Origin of the sequence: Corynebacterium silvaticum (genome assembly GCF_002162115.2) — a bacterium.
Lineage (GTDB): Bacteria > Actinomycetota > Actinomycetes > Mycobacteriales > Mycobacteriaceae > Corynebacterium > Corynebacterium silvaticum.
On sequence record NZ_CP021417.2, the window covers coordinates 1,112,313 to 1,130,425 of the forward strand.

Consider the following 18,113-nt stretch of genomic DNA (forward strand, 5'->3'; position numbering starts at 1 on the left):
TATTGCCTGAAACTGCCTTTGTACAGCGCAATAAGCGGGGTATCTCTTTTATTGGACGCGGGACCCCAAGAACAGGGGGATGGTACGCCGCTTTGGTTAGTAGGAGGTTAGCGGCATCATCAATAGGTTTGATACACTGCCAGAAATATTTCACAGTGTGAGAAAAGGGGTTCCGCAAAATGAAATTAGCGGTTATCGGTGGCGACGGAATCGGTCCCGAAGTTACAGCAGAAGCACTCAAAGTTCTTCATGCGGTGCGCGATGACATCCACGTAACCAATTTTGACCTAGGGGCGCGTCGATACCTGCGCACTGGAGAACTCCTCACCCAAGCAGACCTCGATGAACTACGCGAACACGACGCAATCCTGCTGGGCGCAATTGGCGCGCCGGGAGAAGTTGCGCCAGGAATTTTGGAACGCGGTCTTTTGCTCGCCATGCGGTTTGAGCTGGATCATCATGTCCATGTGCGCCCCTCAAAGCTATACCCTACGTCTACGTCTCCGCTGGCTAACCCCGGCGACATTGATTTTGTCGTAGTGAGAGAGGGGACCGAAGGCCTGTATTGCGGAAATGGTGGAGTGCTGCGAAAAGGAACGAGCCATGAGGTTGCTTCCGAGGTCTCGCAGAACACCCGCTATGGCGTAGAAAGAGTGGTCCGTGATGCATTCCGGAGGGCTCAGGAGCGCAGGAAACACCTGACATTGGTGCACAAGACTAACGTCTTGGTTCATGCAGGTGATCTATGGCAGCGCACGGTAGATGAGGTTTCTCGAGAATTCCCAGAGGTACAGGTCGATTACAACCACATTGATGCCGCCACGATTTATATGGTTACCGACCCATCGCGTTATGACGTCATTGTGACGGACAACTTGTTTGGAGACATCCTCACCGATCTCGCGGGCGCAGTGACCGGCGGAATTGGTCTTGCGGCTTCCGCAAACATTGATGCAAGCGGCGCTAATCCGTCGATGTTTGAGCCTGTTCATGGCTCAGCCCCGGATATCACCGGCCAAGGTATTGCAGATCCTACGGCAGCGATCCTTTCTGCGGGAATGCTCTTGCGCCACCTGGGAGACGAGGAAAACGCCTGCCGGATCGATGCTGCAGTTGCTGTGGACGTTTCTGCGCGCGCTGGCACAAAAATTGTGACCTCAGAAGTGGGTGATCGCATCGCGGCGGCGCTGCGCGGGTAGAAGAGGCTCAGGGGGTGACTAGGAAGGAAGCCCCTGAACAAGAAGACGGCTGGGTGTAAAAAGACTCATTAAGGACTCATTTTCGTGACGTGAGCTAACTCACGATATATGATTCGCTTCATGACCGTCGAACTAGACGAGGTGCAACATTTCCTTGCAGAAAATGCGCCTTACGCCCAGCTTCCTGCGGAATCGCGTGCGCTGCTTACACGCTCTGCCGAGATACGCTACTGCAAACGTGGCTCGGTTATCTTACGCTGCGGAGAACCCAATGATTTGTGTTGGGTGATCCGCAGCGGTGCAGTGGACATAACCGATGAAAACGGAGTGCTCCTGGATAGGAGAGAGGCCGGACGCTCTTTTGGCTACTCCACGATTCTCGGAGAGAACCGGAATCGTTATTCGATGATCGCAGTGGAAGACTCCCTCCTGATCACTATTACTCGTGCGGATTTCCTCGCTGTCGCTGAGAAGGATGCTAGTTTCACGCGTTTCTTTTCCAGCCAGTCAACTCGGATGCGTGCAGCGGCTGAACAGGTGCGCAACAATGACGGCTCTCAATCGCTGCGGGCGCGGCTGGGGGATTTTATGACCACCCAGCCCGCCACGTTGCATCCGACGGAATCTATTCAGTCTGCGGCTCGTGCGATGCGGGATAAAAATGTGTCTTCCCTGGTTATTGCTACTGATGAGGACATCTGCGGAATCGTGACTGACCGCGACCTGCGCAGTAAAGTCGTCGCGGATGATGTGGACGTAAATATGCCGGTGTCGGGGATAATGACCCTGAACCCCATAACGGCGGCCACTACAACGCCAGCGTTTGAGGCGATGATGATTATGGCGGAACACGGCATCCATCATCTCCCTGTGTGTGATACAAACACAGCCTCATAAGCCGCTTGTGGGAATCGTCAGTTCTCCCGACATCATGCGGCTGTTGCGCAATGATCCCATTTACATCACCGCGGATATTTCCAGGCGCAGCTCTGCGGAAGAACTCGCAGAGGTCTTCGCTCGTAGCAAGGACGTAGCAGCACGTTTTGTGGAGCGTTCAGCGCGCCCGGAGGAAGTATCGGCTCTGCTCTCTCACTCGGCGGATGCAGTGGCGCGTCGATTGCTGAGCCTTGCAGAAGAAGAACTTGGGCCGCCTCCCGTTCCTTATGCGTTTGTTGTGGTGGGTTCCCAAGGCCGCAAAGAATTGGGTTTTGCCTCAGATCAAGATAACGCCCTTATTCTGTCCAATGCGTTCAATCCGGAAGAACACGGTGAGTATTTCACGGTGCTCGCTAACCGGGTGTGTCAAGGCCTAGCCCTCGCCGGTCAGGTGCTTTGCCCTGGAGACATGATGGCATTTAACCCACAGTGGCGACTCACCGAAAGCGAGTGGATATCTACCTTTACCTCGTTACTGCACCTGAGCCAGAGGCTCTCATGTTTGCGCAGACCTTCTTTGACATGAGGCTCGTGCATGGCGATGAGTCCTTGTACTCCAACGTCCGGGCCAGCTCCCTGGATCAGGCGCGTTCTGTGAGGCGTTTCCATGCCCACCTTGCAACGGTTGCTTCACGACGAGAACCGCCATTAGGTTTTTTCCGTGGCTTTGTGGTGGAACGCGGCGGTGACTATGCCCATACCCTGGACATCAAAAAGGGAGGGATTCACGCGATTGTTCAGATGGCACGTTTGTATGCGTTGACGTGTGGGACAGATGCGTTGGACACTCGTCAGAGGCTGAATGCTGCGGCGGGTCTTGGGGCTGTGTCTGAAAAGGCGCACATGACCTGTTGGATGCTTTTGACGTGCTTAACACCATTACGTTTGATCATCAGGCAACGGATCTCCGCGTGGGCAATGCACCAAGCTATCACGTGGACCCGGAGCAGCTAGGAAAGATGGATCGTGAGCATGTGCGCGATGCCTTCCACATCATCAAGGGGATGCAGCAGGCGTTGAGCACTAAATATCCCACCCGGAGCATGTGATGTGGTGGGGGAGTAACGCCATCCGCAAAGCCCAGGGGCCGTTGGCGCAGGTCTATCAGGAGCTTCCGGAGAAAAACGATCACACCCGGCTCTTGGCAGTAGACATGGAAACGACTGCGCTCCTTCCTACGGAGGGACGAATCCTTTCCATCGGTTGGGTGCCCATCGATGATGGAAAAATACAACTCGCAGGTGCTGGACATGTGTTGATTAGGCCGGAAAATTTAGACAGGGATTCTGTGGGCAAGTCCGCGGCTCTCCACAACATTACGGACGCGATGTTGGAGGAAGGGGTGAGCGAACAGAGCGCGGTGGGTATGCTTCTCGACGCCCTCCGTGGGCGCGTACTCCTTGCCCACTTTGCCCCCATAGAAGTGCGCTTTGGGGATGCTGCTTGCCGTCGGCACTTCGGAGCGCCGCTGCGGGTACCATACGTGGACACCATGGAGTTAGAGCGTAGACATATGGAACGCATGGGCACGTATCCTCGGGGAGAAGACTTAAGGCTTGCGCGAGTACGCAATAGATATGGATTACCCCATTACCGCAGCCACAATGCGCTGACAGACGCGTTAGCGTGCGCGGAGCTTTATCTGGCGCTGAACGGATAACGTCTCTATAAAATAATAAAATTTTTGTGAGTATAACTACCGGGGACACGTAAAGTGGAATCATGAAGACCTACCTTTATCGCGCGTGCCTCGTCTTGTGTTATGTCTATCTGCTGTTCATGATTGGACATAATTTTTACTATGGTGAGAATCTTCTTATCACGTGGATAGGTGTGGTTGGGGTCATACTGTTTATTGCGGGGTCCGTCCTCAAAATTATTTCAGATAAAAAACTGAAACGGACAACGGGCGGGGAGCTGAGGGAGTTTTCTGAGGCGCAACTTGATGAGCTTCGGGCGTTAAAAGCTACTGGCCAGACGGTTAAGGCTGTGAAAAAGGTGCGGATCTGGTACCCAGGCTTAGGCCTGCTTGAGGCGAAAAATTTGGTTGACAGTATGTAAAAGTGCGTGCCGCCAGCTTATGACGCTCGTCGGGAGTCAGCACCTCACGCGCTACCCCAGAAAAACCGTGGTGGTGGGAAAATCGACTAAGTGAGTACTATCTTTGCTATGCGTTTTGGACGAATAGCTACCCCAGATGGCATGTGCTTCTGCGTTGTCGAGGGCGACGGTGCAGAAACTGTGTGCAAAGAAATTGAAGGCACTCCGTTTACCGAGCCGAAAAAGAAGGGTCGGGAGTGGAAACTAGAAAACGTGCGGGTGTTGGCCCCTATGCTTCCGTCCAAGATCGTGGCTATTGGTCGCAATTATGCGGATCACGTTAAAGAGGTTTTCCAAAAGAGCGCAGAGCATCTTCCTCCTACGCTGTTCCTCAAGCCGCCGACCGCCGTCATTGGTCCGGGTGTGCCCATTAAGATTCCGGAGTTTGCCACCAAGGTGGAGTTTGAGGGCGAGCTCGCTATGGTGATCGGCAAGCCTTGCAAAAATGTTAAGAAGGAAGACTGGAAGTCTGTCGTTCTTGGGTTCACCATCATTAACGATGTTTCTTCCCGCGATCTCCAATTTGCAGACGACCAGTGGGCACGCGCTAAAGGAATCGACACTTTTGCGCCGCTTGGGCCGTGGATTGAAACAGACCTAGATTCTATTGACACCACCAATCTTCCGATCAAAGCTCACCTCACACATGATGGAGTGACGGAAACTAAGCAGGATTCCAACTCTGATCAGATGATTATGAACCTGGGTGAGATCATAGAGTTCATCACGGCTTCTTTCACTCTTCTACCAGGTGATGTGATCTGCACCGGATCGCCAGCAGGTACTGCGGAGATGGTCCCAGGCGACTTTATCGAGGTAGAAATCCCAGGACTGGGAAGCCTTGGCAACCCTGTAGAGCGGGCATAACAGGAAGCCTCGTTGTAAAAAAGCTACTGCACGGCACTCGCCAGTGCGGTAGCTTTTGCATATGACTACTGAACACCACCATTCACATCACGATGCCCCTCCTAAGCATCCAGAGGATGATATTTATACAGATTCAGCAGGACCGGTGTGGTCGGGTAACCCTAATAGCTCATTAGTGGCGGTGATTCAGGAGCTGGATCTGAACTCCGCAGCTTCTCAGAGCCTTGATGTTGGCTGTGGCGAGGGCGCGGATGTTGTGTGGTTGGCAGAGCATGGCTGGAAAGCCGTGGGGGTGGACCCGTCGGAGATTGCTATTTCTCGTGCCGTAGCTGCGGCAACGGAACGCGGGATCGCTGCGGATTTTGAGGTGGCAAAGCTACCCGATATTTCTGACACTGCACAGGCGTTGCAGGAGCGCTACGGCTTAGTTACCGGCTTCTATATTCCTGTGAAGGGGGATGAGGGGCTTGCAGCGATTACCAGCTTGGTGGCCCCAGGCGGCTACCTTGTTCTCGTGCACCACGATCTTGAAGAGATGATCGCTACGGGGCACCAGAGCCCCGACGTGCTAAAGGACTATCTCTTCCCCTCACGCATCGCAGAAATGCTGCCAGCGTCGCAGTGGACAATCGTGATCAACGAGTCCCGTGAGCGTCATGTGGCTACCGGACTTGGTCATGGGCATACCCTTGATAACGTGCTCGTCGCACGCCTTAAGTAGGACTCTTAATCAGAGCTAGAGTCCGAGTGCTCGCATGATGGTGCGCAGCTTTGCGGAGGTCTCTTCGACCTCTGCATCTGCGTCGGAATCTGCGATGATGCCGCCGCCGGCCCACGCCCGTGCGGCGGTTCCGCTTCCGTTGACCTCCGCGCACCGGATGGCGACCATGTATTCACCGTCGCCGGCTGCGTCGGACCATCCCACGGCTCCGGAATAAAAGCGGCGGTCGCCCTCAGCAATTCCGATAATTTCTTCGGCTGCGTCTGTCGGCGTGCCGCAGATAGCAGGAGTAGGATGCACGACCAACGCGAGCTCTAGTGCGGTCATCGCAGGGTCTTTGAGCGTGCCCACGACGGGGGTAGCTAGGTGCCACATCTCGTTAGTCCGCGTGAGCTCTGGGTACTGGGGGATGTCAAGGGAAGAACACAAAGGCGCGAGCAGTGTGCGCAGGTGATCAACAACGTAGGAATGTTCGGCGAGATCTTTCGGGGAACGGCGTAGTTCTTCCCCCGCGCGGGCGTCGAGAAGCTTATCTGCGCTGCGGGGAGCCGAACCGGCTAATGGGTATGCGGAAATCGTTGACCCCTGTTTTTTAATCAGTACTTCCGGGGAAGACCCCACAAGCATTGCGCCCACAAAGTCTTCGCCAGCAGGAGAGAGGTCTGCGATGAATCCATCGCGATTCTGGGAGAGATCGATCAAACGTGCAGCTATCAGGCGTGGATCCACGGGGGGATCAAAACGCATATCCACTGCTCGTGCCAAGACGACTTTTTCTAACGTGCTTGCTTTGAGCGTCTCAATCGCTGCGATGACGCGATCCCGGTGCTCGTCTAATTCGGGTACCAGAGCATCGAGATGGGCGTGCAAAACGCTGCCCTCACCGTGGCGATAATACGCATGCGGCTCTAGTGGCCCTTCTTCCCGGATAACCGTTTCCGGCACAGTCAGCGCGCACGCGTGATCGCGGCGAAAGGGTAGGGCACCCACCACAAGATCTGCGGTGCCGTTGTGTAGCGCTTCTATGGCTTCCCAGGGGTCGGAGAAGGTTTTCTGAGCACCTTGGGTTCGGATGGAACCATGGGCACGTGACAACAAAAAGTCGGGCGCAGTTGAGGGGCGGTGGGCACACATGACAAACCAGTCTAGTGCACTGGTCTACGATGAAAGACATGTCTGAAGTACGCGTACGTTTTTGCCCATCACCCACAGGAACTCCACACGTGGGTATGGTGCGCACAGCCTTGTTCAACTGGGCACAGGCCCGTCACACCGGCGGCAAGCTTGTATTCCGCATCGAAGACACAGATGCAGCCCGTGATTCTGAAGAGTCTTATCAAGCAATCATTGACTCCCTGACGTGGCTTGGGATGGATTGGGATGAAGGCGTAGTGGTCGGTGGACCACACGAGCCATACCGCCAGAGCCAGCGCATGGATATTTATGCTGAGGTGCTGGAAAAGCTTAAAGCCGCAGGTTTTGTGTATCCCGCGTATTCCACAGCCGCGGAGGTAGAAGAACGTCATCGCGCCAAGGGTGAGGACCCCAAGCTTGGCTACGATAACTACGACCGCACCCTCACCGAAGAACAAATCGCCGCTTTTGAGGCCGAGGGCCGCCAGCCGGTCTGGCGCTTGCGCATGCCAGATCAGGACTGGAAGTGGAATGACCTGGTGCGCGGCGAGATCGAGTTTAAAGCCGCTACCCAGCCCGACTACGTAGTGGCCCGCTCCAATGGGGCACCGCTCTACACGCTGGTCAACCCGGTTGACGATGCCCTCATGGGCATCACGCACGTTCTTCGCGGCGAGGATCTGCTTCCCTCAACCCCTAGGCAGTTGGCGCTGTATGAGGCGCTGAAGGCAATCGGAGTGGCGGAGAAGACTCCTGAGTTTGGACATCTTCCCTTTGTGATGGGTGAGGGCAACAAGAAGCTATCCAAGCGCGATCCGCAGTCGAACCTGTTCAACCACCGAGATGCCGGCATCATCCCTGAAGGCATGATGAACTACCTCGCGCTGCTTGGTTGGTCGCTGTCGTCGGAGAAGGACATTTTCTCTGTAGACGAGCTCGTTGCCAACTTTGATGTGAAGAACGTTTTGGCTAACCCAGCTCGTTTTGATCAGAAGAAGCTTGAGGCCATTAACGCCGACCACATCCGACTGCTGGCCCCAGAAGACTTCAAACAGCGCCTGCGCGACTACCTCACGGAGTACACGGATTTCTCTGCCGGTTACCCAGAGGAGAAGTTTGCTATCGCCGCCGACTTGGTGCAGACCCGCATCAAGATGCTTGGCGACGCCTATGCGCTTCTGAAATTCCTCGATACCGCGGATGAAGACCTCGTACTTGATGAGAAATCCGCAAAGAAGAATCTCAAAGAGACCGCTGTGCAGCCACTGGAAGCTGGCATTGCGGCTCTGGAAGCCCTTGACGAGTGGACCACTCCTGGTATCGAGGCCGCGTTGCAGAAGGCTCTCATCGAGGATCTAGAGCTCAAACCACGCGTTGCCTATGGTGCATTGCGCGTGGGAGTCTCCGGTCAGGCTATCTCGCCGCCACTGTTCGAGTCGATGGAGCTTTTGGGACGTGAGTCCACGCTTAACCGCTTGCGTGCTGTTCTGAAGGTGACGCCTTACTCGGCCCAGTAGGGCAGTAGCTCGGTGGGCGTAGTGCCCAGTAGGTTCGATGGAACTTAGAACGAGAAAACCCCCGAACCGACAATTATGCAGGCAGGTTAAGCTGCTGTTTTAGTTGTTGGTTCGGGGGTTTTGCATCCTCATAAAAGTTGATGCATAACCATGGTCTATAGGGAACAGGGTGGACTTATAAGATTGGCCTTGCGATTTATGGTGAATGAGACGCGCCGTAAATGAATGTACCGTTGAAAATGCCGATAAAGCAGTTAAAGTAAATCTTTGTGATATTTGGATTCGGCGAGAAAGCCTCGCACACCGAAGGTTATAGGCCGCGCCATGCACGGCCCACGGCCCAAAGGCGCGCGTGGAGGGCTCTGACGCGGGATCGTCGCGTGACGATAGCAGTCGCCTCAGCCGCCCTTATCGGCTGTCTTGCTGTGCCGGTGTCTTTGATTAGTGATGTTGAAGCGAACCCTACGTTGGTGAGCAAAAGTGTGGTGAGGCAAACTCCCGCCATTCCACAGGCTAACGATGCTCCTGCTCAGAGTGCTGCTGCACCCTACGGCGGTGCGGCGGAAACAGTGCCTGTCTTTTCCGGCCCTTATCCTTTTGACTCCACGTATAACCCGCACCCGTCCGTTCTACCGGGGCAGATGCGCAATATAGAGATCACAGCCGCTAATGGCGTTCGCCGTAGGTATCTCTTACACGTGGGGAAAAACTACAGGCCGGAGCGGCCGGCACCCTCTCCAGTCTTGTTTGCGTTTGCGGGATGGCGGGTAGACCCTGAGCACTTTGCTCGTGAATCCAAATTCTCCGAAGGAGACGCAGGAAACGATGCGTTAGTAGTGTTCCCCGCTGGGAGTGAAAACTCTTGGGAAGGCGCTCCCTATTCCGTTGCCGCTCCTGGGGAAGACATAGCGTTTGTTAAACAGATCCTTGAAGCCATCGACCGCGATTATCTTATCGACCGCACCCGCGTGTATGCCGCGGGTATGTCTAACGGCGGGGGAATGGCTGCGATCCTCGGGTGCCATGCTCCTGATGTCTTTGCCGGAATAGTGAGCGTCTCATCCGCGTACTATCTTCCGGTTACCGCAGGATGTAAGGGGAAGCCGGTGCCTACGCTGGATATACATGGCACGGTTGACCATGTGGTGGCTTATGAAGGTGGACATCGCCATGGCGTCCCGTATCACTCCGTTCCGCACTACCTTGCCACTGTCTCGCAACGCAATGGCTGCCTGCCGGAAAAGCCGACGCAGCTCAAGGTCGGGGATGTGGAGATCGAAATATTTAACGGATGCGCTGCCGAGACCGAACACATGCGGGTGCTGGGTCAAGGCCACGTATGGAACCAGGCCCCCAATGCTTCTACCGCTGCATGGAACTTTTTGAGCCGGCAGCATTTATAAAAAGGGCTATGACCACCAGATTTGTGCACTTCTAGTGGTTGTGGTTATATTAGTTCCCGTTGCACAGTAAGGTGTTGGGAAGCAAACCGAGCTGTTAAGCGATGGCCTATGGTGTAATTGGCAACACTACGGTTTCTGGTACCGTCATTCTAGGTTCGAGTCCTGGTAGGCCAGCAGCGAGAAATCGCTTCTGATAGAAAGTTCTATGCCCCGTTCGTCTAGCGGCCTAGGACGCCGGCCTCTCACGCCGGTAACACGGGTTCAAATCCCGTACGGGGTACAAAATGACCACCCAAAGCATTGAGCTTTAGGTGGTTTTTTCATGTTTTAGCCACCTATTAGGTGGGGCGTGACAGATTTTGCATGGTTGCGGGCGTTTTTTTGGGGAATTTTCGGGTAAGTCTTCAAACAATCCAGGCTAAAGGTATATATTTGCTTAACGTAAAGGAGTTTTTTCCTATCCGTTCACTTTATGTGGGCACATTCCAAGTGGTTTGAGATTGATGTGAAGATGCAGGGAGGAATAGGTCGCTTATGGGTGGTGGGATAAAGCGTTATCTTGGCCTGGTGGCAGTTGCATGCGCTGGCAGCACTATTGTGGGAATACCGGTAGCGGGGGCGCAACCGGCGCAGTGTCCGAGGATAGAGATCGCGGTAACTGGGGGATCGGGAAACTCAAGCCCCTTGGATGACCCCCAAGACATCCTCAGCTTCGGCGGAACAAACTTTGCCAAGCACGTTGCCCGTCTGCATTCGGATGTGCGCGTGTGGCAAACCCCGTATTACTCCTCAATCGGTGTTGTCGGTGGCGGAAGCAAAACCGGATTCGATCGCTTTTTAACTTACGGCGACTCCTACCGGGGTGGCGTGGACACATTGCATAAGCACGTTGAAGAAGTCGCTGCCGCTTGCCCAGGAACGTCCTTTATCTTGGCCGGATACTCCCAGGGCGCGGATATCGCCGGGGCGATCACTGAGCGCATTTCTCGCGGTGAGATTAAAGGCGTGACTGCGGAAAAACTTCTCGCCTCATACCTCCTAGCGGATCCCGGTCGGTCGCGCATAACAGCTAATAGCGCTACCATGACCACCGGTTACTCCGGCAGAGTGACGGAAAATGGGGCGATCATGGTTGACACGAACTATGGTCTCCCAGACCCTGGCTCGGTGGGTATCGCTAGCCCACGCCCTGCTGGTGCCTTTAGTAACCTGCCCGGAAAAGTTCGTTCCGTGTGCAGCTCGGGCGACCCGGTGTGCAGCGTGATCCCCAATGGTGCACTGGCTGCGGTAGCTCAATGGGCTACCAAAGAGGGCAAAGAGATTAACTACGACCGTCCTAGCGTTTCTTTGGGTTCGATGTTCAAAGACGGTAGCTTTGTCATCTCCGTGGGGCCTTACCTTGGCCAGATCCTCTCTGGATTCTATTACGGGGAGCCACAACCAGTCCGCGACGGCTTCTACGCGGCATCGCGCAACACGTGGCTTAACGACGCCCAGCGCAATGCCTTGGAAATCGTAGCCGAGGAAACCTCAAGTGTGATGCGTTACCTGGATAGCACGAAGATCTTCGGCATTACCCAAGAACATCTGACTGGCAACATGGCCATGGATCGCCTCATCAATATTGTCAGCTCGCTGCACAGCAAAATTGGGCTTGCAGAAACCTCCCTGGCGCTTGGTGTGACTTCCAGGCACGTCTCTTATACCGGCGATAGCAGCACACCTACCACCATCCAGGGGCAGCGGGTAGATGACTGGATCCAAACCGATATGTCCAAAGTGGTAGCGGCGCATCTGGGCGGGCCAGCGTTGCCGGAAATTCCTCAGACTGCGCGCATGGGGCTTCTCCAGAAAGTGGGAGCGCCAATCTGGTGGCTGACCAAAAAGATTTTTGGAGAGCGCAGCAAGATGACGCGTGACATATGGGAGTATTTTGACCTCTGATAAAGGGCGCTGTCCCCGTAATGTTGATCGAGGACAGTGCTTATAAAATCCTATTGAGCTGGGCATTTGAGGAAATTAAGCAAAAGTGCTTCACAATGAGGTGTGACCCGCCTAGACTGTGAGGTGTCAGACCGATTAGGTCACAACTTTAAGGGTGAAGATCCTAGAGGAAATAAAAAGACGCTGCTAGGAATCTAAAGCCTCCTTAGGGACTGGCCTTTATGGTCGACAGCTCACGCTAGTCGAGCCAGCAAAGGAGGTTGCGTGGCAGCAAGTGAATCAGCAGAACATTCCGGTTACCGCGTCGGCAGCTCTTTCAACGCCGGCAGTGCCCTAATCCGGACTTCTAAGCGCCAGGGATGCGTGAAGCCGGAGCTACTAAGAACTACTGGAGCGGTAACGTCCCTTAGTTTCAAGAGGTATTAGCCAATCCCGACATACTTCCCCTTCAGGGTTACGCGGACGAAGCGGCGAGATGCCGGCTTACGAAACTTTCGCATTACATGTCGATGAGATTCGAGCGTTCCTCAAGATTGATAAGGAAGAGCCCCTAGGGCTGAAACGATTAATCTACTCAAGAAGGGTCCCCACCGTCTTTCCAGGCGGTGGGGATTGTGATTTCTGGCCATCTACGTGCCGATTTGCTAGTTCATGGCAGTTGCACTTAATATCTTATGAGTCCGCAGCGAAAGCTTGCGATGAACGACTTGCCCCGTTCGTCTAGCGGCCTAGGACGCCGGCCTCTCACGCCGGTAACACGGGTTCAAATCCCGTACGGGGTACCACTTACCGCCCAAAGCTCAGTGCTTTGGGTGGTTTTTGTTGTGCTGGGGCGCAATGGAGTACACGTGCCTGCATAACCATAGACATTGGCGGTATTTTCTGTGGTTTTAGTGCTCTTTGTCTATGGTTATGCAGGCTATGGGATCTGAGAACCGCAAAGCCAGTAGCAGGGAAAACTGATTATTGGTAAAAGCGGTCGGGGAATTATTGAACGAGATATTCAGATAATTTTCGAGAAAAAGTCTCCATGAGGTTTTTCTAGCCAGCGAGTATTCCACTAGTTTTTCGTGGACGCATGGATACCTTGGGCATCGATGATGAATGGTAGCCCTTGCATCTTTGAGCATAAGAAAGGCTAGTTGGTCACTACTGAGAAACACGACGCGATGGAAAACCGCATCAACTAGTGATTCGAGTTCACCAACAAATGTTTTAAGTCACCCGGACATCATATCGGTTGATATGGGAACGGGAGTAGAGTACCCAGATTCCAGAAGATAATAAGCCGAGGACAGCCCAGGTCATGACTGTAGTAGGGCTAGCTGCGAACTGTGACGTCAGCAGCCACGCTGTTGCTGCACCGAGAAGCTCAACTCCCCAGCTGATCGCTCGGACTGCGGCAGTTGTTCGCCCTATCTGTTCAGATTTAACGGCGACCTGCTTGATGGACTCGCACAGAGACATATTCACCACAACGCAGAATGACCACACAGCCGATGCGATGACCAAAAGCGTAATAGAACCGAAGTTTTGCACACCGATTCTTGCCACTACAGCCGCTGCTAACCCGGGGATCCCGAAGGTTGCTATCAATAAGGTATAGGTCGACAAACGCGAGCTGATTCGAGACACAAATAACCCTGCGATGACGCCACCGATACCGCCACCCGTGAAGACGATCCCCAAGACGAAAGGAGACAACCGTAGCGTTGAAACTAGGTGGAACAGGTAAAGAGCGAAGAACATACTGGTGAAAAGTTGAAGTGAGTGGCACTCACGGTGGTAGCGCGGACCACCGGAGTTTTCCATACCAAGGTGATTCCCGAGGTTACCGCTTCTCGGAATGTAGAGTAGGTGCTGGCATTGGTTCGCTGATTTTTGGGTTGTTTAGGTCTGTGGGTGCTTGTCGGGGTGGTGAATGCGATGCAAAGCGCTGACGCGAGATAAGAGAACGCGTTAACGGTGATCGCGAGCGGTGCTGTCACTACTGAGACGAGCGCGCCGGCAAGGCTAGGGCCACCGACTTCACCGGTGGATTGTGTCGCCTGCATGTACCCATTGGCCCGCACTAGAAGCGGTGTGGGAACCAAGTCGCGGATATAGCCAGACATGGTGCTATCGAAAAGGACTCCCAGTTCAGCAGTGAAGAACACGACTAGCAGGACTAATTCCAGTGACTCGTATCCTACGAGGAACGCGGCTGGTATCACCATGATCACCGCAGCCCTAGTTATATTGAGGCTTATTAGCAGGCGACGGCGGTTTGGCAAATCGGCAACGCTCCCGCCGAGGAAACCGAACAAAATAACCGCGAGTGACTCGGCCATGCTGATGAGCGTCACTTGGGAGGCACTGGCTTCCAGTGCAGCAATCACCATGATTGGTACAGCAATGGCGGTGATTTGCATTCCTGTTGAAGACAAAGTCTCGCCCGCCCATAGTCGGGCGAAGCCAGACGGAAGTTTGTTCTTGCCCGCCGAATGTTGTGATCTGGCTTCAGTAGTCATTAAGTAGAGATCACCACGTTTACTAGTCATAGCATATGCGTGAACGACGATATGAGGAGGACTGAACGATGAACGTTAATCTACCGCAAGCGTCGATGTTCGTAGAGTTTTAGATATTTGCAGGGGGTAGCGCAAACACCCGTCATGACACACCCCCGATGCGAACCCCAAACATGCCAAGAGAACAGCAAAAAGTAGGAAAAATCACCATACTTTGTAAACATTCAATTGTTTATTAGAGCGTTAAGACGTTATTACGAATCTAGATTCATGATTGGCGCGTAATGCTCGACAATATTTGGCCATAACCAAGGAGACCTCACCATGGCAACCACTCCAGCTGGCAAACGGATCATGCTGCTAGGCGTATACGGAATGGAAGCTGTGGAAGTGGGAGGTGCGCTTCTTAAAAACGCGAATAGGGGCGGCCAGTCGAGCGCCGCAATTATGTTGTGCGGTGAGGAGATGCGCCCAGGGGTCACCGCGGCGTGCGAAAAACTTAAAATTTCGGTTGAGTATCTTGGCTTTGTACTGGGCGAAATACAAAATGACGTGGCCCATAATGCTGAGATCGTTAAGGCGATACGAGCAGCGGCTCCTGAGGTGTTGATTACGCAGGATCCCGAGCACTCCGTCGAGGATTTTGATCCGGATCGTCGTGAAGCAATGAACTTGATTTTGGACTCGATTGCGCTGTCAGCTCGCCAATGGCGGATCGAACTCGGTGATCCCGTGGCGCTGCCTGAGGTCTATTTTATGAGTCCTGATTCACCCAGCACCATCGTGTCCATTTCAGATGTGTGGGAGGAAAAACAGGGAGCGCTCGACCTTTTAGAATCGCAGCTGGAATTCTCTGCGCAGCACTATGATCACTACCACGGTTCGGAAACCATGGAAAAAATTGTTCCTGGCTGGGCCACGATGGATAACCTTGAGCGGGGCAAGAAATCCCTGCGCGAGTTCAATAGTGCCCTTTACTTGAACAACGGTTCTTTGGGTCATGGTCACTTTGCGTTTGCCGAGGCATATCGCAAGGTAGGCATGTTCCACGTCGATCACCTATAGCGCATGCAGATCGCCCAGTCCCTGCGCCCACACCGCCATTCGCGAGCCTGAAAAGCCACCGTCGATGCATCGAAATCGAAGCGCATACTTCTACGCACTCGTGTTTATCGCGTTGCTCATCGTGAATTTTGCCCTGCCCCGGTTCATGCCCGGCTCTCCGCTCAAGCACGTCGCGGGTGATGCCGTGGGCGAATTAACCGCAGCAGACCGGATGAACCTGCTATCGGCATACGGGCTGGATAAACCGTTGTGGCAACAGTTTTTCCTCTACATCCGCGATTTTTTCACGCTCAATTGGGGAACGTCTTTTGCCAAAAAAGAGTCCATAACCGCGATCCTGTTACGTGCGGCACCGTGGACACTGCTTCTAGCCAGCGCAAACTTGCTTCTCTCCACCTTCATCGGTGCGCGGCTGGAACGTCGTTCCGCGCTCAAGAGAGGCGAGGGGAAAGACCGTCGCTATGTTGTCGGGGCAGCTTTGATGAGCTCGATTCCTATTTTCTGGGTATGTATTGTGCTGCTTTCGCTGTTTGCTGCTAAGTGGCGCCTGTTCCCGCTAGGAGGGGCAGTAGACCTGTGGCACAAACACTCGGGAATCGCATGGGTCGTGGATGTTGCCCACCACCTAACCCTCCCACTCCTAGCGATGGTGTTTGGCACGATTGCCACGTACTTCATTGCAATGCGCCAGGGAACATTGCGCGTTATCAACAACAGCTATGTTGAGCTTGCGCGGTTACGCAATATCAGCGAGGACCGCGTGCGTCGGTGGTATATCACGCGCAATGTTTTAACCCAGGTATTTACTATCTTCATGATCGACGTGGGCTATCTCTTTTCCGGCTCTCTTGTTGTGGAGTCGGTCTTCTCTTATCCCGGTCTCGGCCAGGTTATGACTGAGGCAGTGTTCAACCGGGACTATCCGCTCATACAGTCGAGTTTTCTTGCAATCTCGCTTTTGGTGTTGGCCAGCAGCTACCTATCGGATCGTTTGTACTACCGAGTCAACATCGGGGCGGAGGTATAACCATGAAATTTCTCAGATCTTGGTGGCCCCTCGTTATTATTGCGATTCTTGTAATCGTTGCGATCTTCGCGCCAGCCCTTGCGCCTTATGACCCCTCCGCGCAGCAAGGCCGCCCTTTTAGCGCACCGAGTGCCAAGCACTGGCTCGGCTTGAACCACCTGGGAGAAGACATCCTGTCGGAGTTGATTATGGGAACCCGGCACTCACTAGCCATTGCGACTGTGGCTAGTTTGATCACGCTCACGACCGCTTTTGTAGGAGGGGCGATTGCGGGTCTTCGCGGAGGCGCTACTGATTTTGCGATCATGCGAGTAGCTGAGTTCTTCATGGCTGTCCCTGCGCTTCCGGCGATACTGCTCCTTGCCGCGATCATGCAGGGAGGTTTTTGGTCGATGGTCTTTGCCCTCACAGTCATGAGCTGGCCTTATCTTCTCCGTCTTGTGCGCGGTGAAGTCGTTGACATTAAACGACGCGGATACATCCGAACAATCCGCGCGATGGGGGCATCTGACCTCTATATTTTGCGAGTTCACGTTCTACAAGAACTCGCACCCATGCTCGTCTATCGCTATGTCTTGAGGTTTAAGTCGACTATTTTGACAGAATCCACGCTCGCTTTTCTGGGAATCGGTGCCCTCACCACCACATCGTGGGGAACAATCCTGCACCACGCCCAAGCCCGACACGCTTTCGCCACTGGTACCTGGGTTTATTGGGCACTCCCTGCGGTCATGTGCATCATCGCGGTGAGTTTTCACTCATGATGTTGGCCTACAAGATTGAAGAACGCTCAGATGCGAGGTTGTCTTATGCTATTGCTTGATGTCAGTAGCCTCTCAGTCACGTATCCGGGAGCGGTAAAACCGGTGGTCAAAGACTTTGACCTCAAGGTAAGAGAAGGCGAGTTCGTGGGCCTTATGGGAAGCTCCGGAAGCGGAAAAGCAACGATCATTCGCTCAATTTTTGGCAATCTCCCAGCCGGAACGAGCGTCGAGGGGACAATCCTGTTTTCTGGCACGCCGATGGGAGCGCATCGGTGGTGGCGTGATATTTCGCTTGTTCCTCAGTCTTCAATGTCATCGTTGAATCCGTCGTTTCGCATCGGAACCACCATTGAAGAAACCTGCAAAGCAAACAACGTAGATTTTTCGCACCGACGTATTTGCGAGCTTCTCGACGTCGTCGAGCTTGCCCCAAACGTTGCGGAACAGTTTCCTCACGAACTTTCAGGAGGGATGCGGCAACGCGTCTGCATCGCACTCGCCCTGGCCTGCAACCCCCGGATGGTCGTGCTTGATGAGGCAACGACAGGTCTCGACGTGCTGGTGGAAGCACATATCGTGGCTCCCCTGGACAGGCTGAGAAAACATCTGGGATTATCAGCGATCCTCGTTTCTCACGATCCGCGGATTATGAGTGCTTTGGTGGATTCTGTTGTCTCCCTTGAGGAGGGCCAATGAGTACCTGTCCCATCCGTATTGAGCGGATTACCAAGCGCTATGGAAAGACGATCGGTGTTTCGGACGTGTCTCTCGATTTCCCCACGGGCCATGTTGCGTGCATCGTGGGTGAAAGCGGAAGTGGCAAAACAACTCTGATCAACGTCTTGTTGGGCCTGATAAAGCCCACCGCAGGGCGCGTCTTTCCTGCACAACAGGCTGCGCTTGTTCTGCAGGACTCTTATACGTCT

15 protein-coding genes, 3 tRNA genes and 2 pseudogenes are annotated in these 18,113 nt (G+C 54.0%); 17 read left to right on the forward strand and 3 right to left on the reverse strand.

All coding sequences use genetic code 11. The features are described from left to right. Window positions 1–179: 179 nt before the first annotated feature. The 6 genes and pseudogenes from CBE74_RS17715 to CBE74_RS17740 all read left to right on the forward strand — a co-directional run bounded on the left by CBE74_RS17715 (window position 180) and on the right by CBE74_RS17740 (window position 5,823). Entirely contained in the window at window positions 180–1,199 is a 1,020-nt protein-coding gene (locus CBE74_RS17715) for a 3-isopropylmalate dehydrogenase (protein WP_087453841.1), read from the forward strand. Window positions 1,200–1,319: 120 nt separating this feature from the next. Then, window positions 1,320–3,184: pseudogene (locus tag CBE74_RS17720) on the forward strand (putative nucleotidyltransferase substrate binding domain-containing protein). Next, the gene (locus CBE74_RS17725; RefSeq protein ID WP_225870126.1) at window positions 3,184–3,795 is read left to right on the forward strand and encodes a 3'-5' exonuclease; all 612 of its coding nucleotides are present in this window, start codon (window positions 3,184–3,186) and stop codon (window positions 3,793–3,795) included. The pseudogene CBE74_RS17720 and the gene CBE74_RS17725 overlap by 1 nt, the downstream one beginning before the upstream one ends. Window positions 3,796–3,857: 62 nt before the next feature. After that, complete coding sequence (locus CBE74_RS17730; RefSeq protein ID WP_087453842.1) at window positions 3,858–4,196, forward strand: hypothetical protein; 339 nt, start codon at window positions 3,858–3,860, stop codon at window positions 4,194–4,196. 108 nt (window positions 4,197–4,304) lie between these two features. After that, window positions 4,305–5,102, forward strand: coding sequence for a fumarylacetoacetate hydrolase family protein (locus CBE74_RS17735; RefSeq protein WP_087453843.1), 798 nt, complete (start codon window positions 4,305–4,307; stop codon window positions 5,100–5,102). 61 nt (window positions 5,103–5,163) lie between these two features. Continuing rightward, entirely contained in the window at window positions 5,164–5,823 is a 660-nt protein-coding gene (locus CBE74_RS17740; protein ID WP_087453844.1) for a class I SAM-dependent methyltransferase, read from the forward strand. Between the two features lie 15 nt (window positions 5,824–5,838). On the opposite strand, the gene CBE74_RS17745 is transcribed toward CBE74_RS17740, so the two are convergent. After that, a complete protein-coding gene (locus CBE74_RS17745) occupies window positions 5,839–6,957 on the reverse strand; it encodes an isochorismate synthase (protein ID WP_087453845.1) in 1,119 nt (372 codons plus the stop codon). Between the two features lie 29 nt (window positions 6,958–6,986). Between CBE74_RS17745 and gltX the strand changes: the two genes are divergently transcribed. The 6 genes from gltX (at window position 6,987) to CBE74_RS17775 (ending at window position 12,606) form a co-directional block, all read left to right on the forward strand. Then, entirely contained in the window at window positions 6,987–8,474 is a 1,488-nt protein-coding gene (gltX, locus tag CBE74_RS17750) for a glutamate--tRNA ligase (protein WP_087454872.1), read from the forward strand. Window positions 8,475–8,743: 269 nt separating this feature from the next. Next, the gene (locus CBE74_RS17755) at window positions 8,744–9,877 is read left to right on the forward strand and encodes a CE1 family esterase (RefSeq protein WP_087453846.1); all 1,134 of its coding nucleotides are present in this window, start codon (window positions 8,744–8,746) and stop codon (window positions 9,875–9,877) included. A gap of 102 nt (window positions 9,878–9,979) precedes the next feature. Next, window positions 9,980–10,051 (forward strand) — tRNA-Gln (locus tag CBE74_RS17760). Between the two features lie 33 nt (window positions 10,052–10,084). Further along, window positions 10,085–10,157, forward strand: a tRNA-Glu gene (locus CBE74_RS17765). A 254-nt stretch (window positions 10,158–10,411) separates the two neighbouring features. Continuing rightward, on the forward strand, window positions 10,412–11,821 hold the full coding sequence (locus CBE74_RS17770; protein ID WP_087453847.1) for a cutinase family protein: 1,410 nt from the start codon (window positions 10,412–10,414) through the stop codon (window positions 11,819–11,821). 709 nt (window positions 11,822–12,530) lie between these two features. Then, window positions 12,531–12,606 (forward strand) — tRNA-Glu (locus tag CBE74_RS17775). Window positions 12,607–13,036: 430 nt separating this feature from the next. On the opposite strand, the gene CBE74_RS17780 is transcribed toward CBE74_RS17775, so the two are convergent. Together CBE74_RS17780 and CBE74_RS17785 are read right to left on the reverse strand one after the other, a co-directional pair. Continuing rightward, complete coding sequence (locus tag CBE74_RS17780) at window positions 13,037–13,510, reverse strand: hypothetical protein (protein ID WP_225870127.1); 474 nt, start codon at window positions 13,508–13,510, stop codon at window positions 13,037–13,039. A gap of 29 nt (window positions 13,511–13,539) precedes the next feature. Further along, entirely contained in the window at window positions 13,540–14,361 is an 822-nt protein-coding gene (locus tag CBE74_RS17785) for an MFS transporter (RefSeq protein WP_225870128.1), read from the reverse strand. Window positions 14,362–14,655: 294 nt separating this feature from the next. Between CBE74_RS17785 and CBE74_RS17790 the strand changes: the two genes are divergently transcribed. The 5 genes and pseudogenes from CBE74_RS17790 to CBE74_RS17810 all read left to right on the forward strand — a co-directional run. Continuing rightward, complete coding sequence (locus CBE74_RS17790; protein WP_087453848.1) at window positions 14,656–15,396, forward strand: PIG-L deacetylase family protein; 741 nt, start codon at window positions 14,656–14,658, stop codon at window positions 15,394–15,396. Window positions 15,397–15,460: 64 nt separating this feature from the next. Then, the gene (locus tag CBE74_RS17795; protein ID WP_087453849.1) at window positions 15,461–16,423 is read left to right on the forward strand and encodes an ABC transporter permease; all 963 of its coding nucleotides are present in this window, start codon (window positions 15,461–15,463) and stop codon (window positions 16,421–16,423) included. Window positions 16,424–16,425: 2 nt separating this feature from the next. Then, a complete protein-coding gene (locus CBE74_RS17800) occupies window positions 16,426–17,187 on the forward strand; it encodes an ABC transporter permease (protein ID WP_225870129.1) in 762 nt (253 codons plus the stop codon). Window positions 17,188–17,232: 45 nt separating this feature from the next. After that, complete coding sequence (locus CBE74_RS17805) at window positions 17,233–17,883, forward strand: ABC transporter ATP-binding protein (protein ID WP_087453850.1); 651 nt, start codon at window positions 17,233–17,235, stop codon at window positions 17,881–17,883. Beyond that, a pseudogene (locus CBE74_RS17810) lies at window positions 17,880–18,032 on the forward strand (ATP-binding cassette domain-containing protein); the annotation flags it as partial. The gene CBE74_RS17805 and the pseudogene CBE74_RS17810, both read left to right, overlap by 4 nt. Window positions 18,033–18,113 lie beyond the last annotated feature (81 nt).

What these genes read in the sequence shown, in the direction of transcription:
- CBE74_RS17715 (WP_087453841.1), top strand. Translation starts at nt 180, where the DNA reads ATGAAATTAGCGGTTATCGGTGGCGACGGAATCGGTCCCGAAGTTACA.
- CBE74_RS17725 (WP_225870126.1), top strand. Translation starts at nt 3,184, where the DNA reads ATGTGGTGGGGGAGTAACGCCATCCGCAAAGCCCAGGGGCCGTTGGCG.
- CBE74_RS17730 (WP_087453842.1), top strand. Translation starts at nt 3,858, where the DNA reads ATGAAGACCTACCTTTATCGCGCGTGCCTCGTCTTGTGTTATGTCTAT.
- CBE74_RS17735 (WP_087453843.1), top strand. Translation starts at nt 4,305, where the DNA reads ATGCGTTTTGGACGAATAGCTACCCCAGATGGCATGTGCTTCTGCGTT.
- CBE74_RS17740 (WP_087453844.1), top strand. Translation starts at nt 5,164, where the DNA reads ATGACTACTGAACACCACCATTCACATCACGATGCCCCTCCTAAGCAT.
- CBE74_RS17745 (WP_087453845.1), bottom strand. Translation starts at nt 6,957, where the DNA reads ATGTGTGCCCACCGCCCCTCAACTGCGCCCGACTTTTTGTTGTCACGT.
- gltX (WP_087454872.1), top strand. Translation starts at nt 6,987, where the DNA reads ATGAAAGACATGTCTGAAGTACGCGTACGTTTTTGCCCATCACCCACA.
- CBE74_RS17770 (WP_087453847.1), top strand. Translation starts at nt 10,412, where the DNA reads ATGGGTGGTGGGATAAAGCGTTATCTTGGCCTGGTGGCAGTTGCATGC.
- CBE74_RS17785 (WP_225870128.1), bottom strand. Translation starts at nt 14,361, where the DNA reads ATGACTAGTAAACGTGGTGATCTCTACTTAATGACTACTGAAGCCAGA.
- CBE74_RS17790 (WP_087453848.1), top strand. Translation starts at nt 14,656, where the DNA reads ATGGCAACCACTCCAGCTGGCAAACGGATCATGCTGCTAGGCGTATAC.
- CBE74_RS17795 (WP_087453849.1), top strand. Translation starts at nt 15,461, where the DNA reads ATGCATCGAAATCGAAGCGCATACTTCTACGCACTCGTGTTTATCGCG.
- CBE74_RS17800 (WP_225870129.1), top strand. Translation starts at nt 16,426, where the DNA reads ATGAAATTTCTCAGATCTTGGTGGCCCCTCGTTATTATTGCGATTCTT.
- CBE74_RS17805 (WP_087453850.1), top strand. Translation starts at nt 17,233, where the DNA reads ATGCTATTGCTTGATGTCAGTAGCCTCTCAGTCACGTATCCGGGAGCG.